Below are 3,181 nucleotides of genomic sequence, written 5' to 3'. Positions count from 1 at the left end.
GCACGCGCAGGCGCCCGCGCCCGGCTCGCCCCTACGCCGGACCGCCCGCGTACCCGGCGGTTCCGCGGTGGGGCTTCCCGCCGCTGGGATGGCGCTGGCCGCTCGCGCTGCCGACGCAGCCGCGGGCCGATCCGGTGCAGCGGGTCGCGTCATGGTCGGCGACGACGATCTCGGCGCTGCGGCTGACCGCGGGCATGGCCGGTGTGGCCGCCGCGGCGGAGCTCTGGCGCTACGTGCTGCTGCTGATGAGCCGGGACACCGCGCTGTCGAAAACCGCGTTGGACGTCTCGGACGCCCTGGTGCTCGCAGCGGGTTCGCTGAGCTGGCTGCTCGGTTTCTGCAGCGGAGTTTTCGCCGTGCTGTGGCTGCTGTGGGCGCGCGTCGCCTCCGCGGATCGGATCGGGGTGCTTCCGCGCCGCCCGGATTGGCAGGTCGTGGCGGGGGTGCTGGTGCCCGGCGCGAACCTGGTGCTGCCGGGTTCGGCGCTGGCCGAGGTCGAACACGCCGTGCTGATCGGTGCGGGCACCCGCGGTTCCGGCGAGCGTCCCCGTCCCTCGCGGCTGGTGCTGGCTTGGTGGGCCGCGTGGGCGGTGAGCCTCGTGCTCGGCTGGATCGCGTTCCTGTGGGGTTTCCGCAGCGGAGTACAGGCGCTTGCGGACGGCGTGGTGCTGCACTTCTGGTCCGATGTGGCCGTGGTGGCCGTGGCAGTGCTGACGTTGCGCGTCGTGCACTACCTGTCCAGCTTGATCGTGCCGCTGGATCCGGCGGGGCTGGCGCGCTGGCGCGTCCTCGACGTCCGGGGTGCGCCGGCGCCGCAGCGCGCCGAGCGGCCGTCCACCGCCGCGCGCTGAGCGAGCTTCGCCCAGCGGGCGGTTGGCACAGCGGGCGGCTGGCACAGCGCACGGCGGTTGCCCCGGGGAATCGCCGGTGTCCGCGGCTCGGTAGCGTCGGTGGGTCCGATCACACGACTCGAGCGAGGAGGCTTCGAGTGTCGAAGCGAACGGCCACCCGGTCCCAGGCCGCAGAGGGCGCTGTCGGCCCGAGGCAGCCTTGCCCGTGCGGGTCCGGCAAGCGCTACAAGAACTGCCACGGCACCGCCCGAGGTGCCGGCGACGTGATCGTGACCAGGCCGTTCGAGGGCCTGGCCGCGGAGGGCGACCTGGTGGCCCTGCGCGAGTTCGTCCCGTCGGCCACGGCGAAGCTGCCGTTGCGCGACGGCGCGGACGTGACGGTGGCCTCGGTGCTGCCGATGGCGGCCGCGGCGGTCAAGCGCTCCGACGAGGAGGCGTTCGTCGGGCTGCAGGTGCAGACCCGCTCCGGCGATCTCAGCCGCGACCTGGCCCGCGCGGTCGAGTGGGTGCGCGAGGCCGAGGCGGGCGAGTCGCTGCCGGTCGTCGGCCCCGATACGCCGCAGCCGGACGCGACCCGGTTGCAGGACCTGATCGACCCGGACGCCGAGCTGGACGTCGAGCTGCACGAGGACTTCTCGTGGTGGCTGCCGGAGGGCACCGAGCCGACCGGTGAGATCAAGCTGTCCCTGGAGCGGGCGAACGCCGCGATCATGCCGACCGCCCGGCTCTCCACCGCCCGCTCGGCGTACTGGGTGGACACCGGCGAGAAGGCGCATCTGCGCTGGGTGCGCCCGGAGCCGGAGGAGAAGCTGCTGGCCGCCTGCGCGCGCCTGTCCGCGCGCGGTGAGCTGGCGCTGGACGACGACAGCCGGTTCGCCGGGTCGTTCCGCGCGCACGGCGTGCTGGTGCCGGTGTGGGACCTGGACCGCGACAAGCACCCGCGGGAGTGGGACGAACCCGCTGCTGCGCTGGGCGAACGGCTCACCGAGGCGTTGCAGTCGCTGGAGAGCACTCCGCTGGACGCGACCGAGCGGCGTTCCCGCGACGGGTTGCGCGGTCGCCAAGTCACGCTGCGCTGAGGCGATGCCGGAGCGCGAAGTGCCCGAGGAGCTCCCGCGCGTCCTCGCCGACGTGGGGGAGCTCGCCGCGGACGAGTCATCCGGTGTGCGGTGGAAGCTCGCTGAAGCCGGGCGGCAGTTGGACGCCAACGTCGTCCGGTTGGCCCCGCACCAGCGTGTGGACGCGCACGCCGAACCGGACCTGGACGTGCTGCTGCTCGTGCTCGGCGGGAACGGCGTGCTCGAAGCCGCGGACGGCTCGCACCCGATGACCGGGGGCGCGCTGCTGTGGCTCCCGCACGGCTCGCGCCGCGCCTTCACGGCCGGGGAAGCCGGGCTCACTTACCTGACCACGCACCGACGGCGTCCCGGGATGTGGATCGGCTCCGCGCCCTGATCTCCGCTGGGCCGTTCGGGTGGTCCGGAACCGGAACGGCAACCCTGCCGACCGCGGGCGCGTACCTCCGTAAAGCGACAGTGCTGCGGAGGGGAGTGGTGGCGTGACCGCTCGATCGCCTGCTGTGCCACCCGCCGCGGAGTCGGCGGTGAGCTGGTCGCGCCCGGTGCGAGCGCGGGACGTGGCCGAGGTGGAGGACGACTTCGCGGAGTTCGTCCGGGCCGCCCTGCCCGGGTTGATGCGCTACGGCCACGCGCTGACCGGCAATCCGCACGACGCGGCGGACCTGGTGCAGACGGTGCTGGAGAAGGTCGGCGCCCGCTGGTCGAAGATCAGCCAGAGCTGCCAGGAACCCCGCGCCTACGTGCGCAAGGCGATGGCCAACGCGCACGTCAGCCGCTGGCGCAGAACTCGCAGGGAAACGCTGCTCGCCGAGTTCCCGGACGTCCCGGCCGCCGATGCCCCGGACCGGCTGGAGAACGAGCCGCTGTGGCAGGCGCTGCGGGACCTGCCGCCGCGGCAGCGCGCGGTCGTGGTGCTGCGCTACTACGAGGGCTTGTCCGAAGCGGAGATCGCCCGCTCGCTGGGCGTCAGCCCGGGCACGGTGAAGAGCCAGGCCAGCAAGGCGCTGGCCGCGTTGCGCCGCAAGCTCGGCCCGCTGTTCGAGGGCGGTGAGGTGTGATGGGGCTCGACGACGAGCTGCACCGCTTGTTCGCCGACGACCGGCTGGAAGTGCCGGTGCGCCCGGGCGCCGAATGGGCGTTGGTGGCGTCCGCGCGCCGTCGCCGCAGGCGGCAGACGGCCCTCGCCGCGGTGGGCAGTGCGATGGCGTTGACGGCGCTGGTCGGTGGCGGTGCCACGCTGGTCGCCCGGTC

The 3,181-nt window shown here is 73.9% G+C and carries 4 protein-coding genes and 1 pseudogene; all 5 read left to right on the top strand.

Going from position 1 to position 3,181, the window contains the following annotated elements; translation table 11 throughout:
* Nucleotides 1–851 (top strand): DUF4328 domain-containing protein (locus IJH84_RS20360; protein ID WP_295147644.1); only part of this gene is annotated, 851 nt, incomplete at its 5' end.
* A gap of 137 nt (nt 852–988) precedes the next feature.
* Nucleotides 989–1,930, top strand: a complete 942-nt coding sequence (locus IJH84_RS20355) for a DUF5926 family protein (RefSeq protein WP_295147641.1) — start codon at nt 989–991, stop codon at nt 1,928–1,930.
* A gap of 4 nt (nt 1,931–1,934) precedes the next feature.
* Nucleotides 1,935–2,306, top strand: a complete 372-nt coding sequence (locus IJH84_RS20350; protein ID WP_200068099.1) for a hypothetical protein — start codon at nt 1,935–1,937, stop codon at nt 2,304–2,306.
* A gap of 181 nt (nt 2,307–2,487) precedes the next feature.
* On the top strand, nt 2,488–2,988 hold the full coding sequence (locus IJH84_RS20345) for a SigE family RNA polymerase sigma factor (RefSeq protein WP_295147646.1): 501 nt from the start codon (nt 2,488–2,490) through the stop codon (nt 2,986–2,988).
* Nucleotides 2,988–3,181, top strand: a pseudogene (locus IJH84_RS20340) (hypothetical protein); the annotation flags it as partial. The gene IJH84_RS20345 and the pseudogene IJH84_RS20340, both read left to right, overlap by 1 nt.

This window comes from Saccharopolyspora sp. (assembly GCF_017434145.1).
Lineage (GTDB): Bacteria > Actinomycetota > Actinomycetes > Mycobacteriales > Pseudonocardiaceae > Saccharopolyspora_C > Saccharopolyspora_C galaxeae.
Note: the sequence above shows the minus strand (reverse complement) of the source record. Positions and strands in the feature narration are given on the sequence as shown.

Bases quoted from the DNA above. Each gene is read 5' to 3' on its own strand.
- IJH84_RS20350 (WP_200068099.1), top strand. From the start codon at position 1,935: ATGCCGGAGCGCGAAGTGCCCGAGGAGCTCCCGCGCGTCCTCGCCGAC.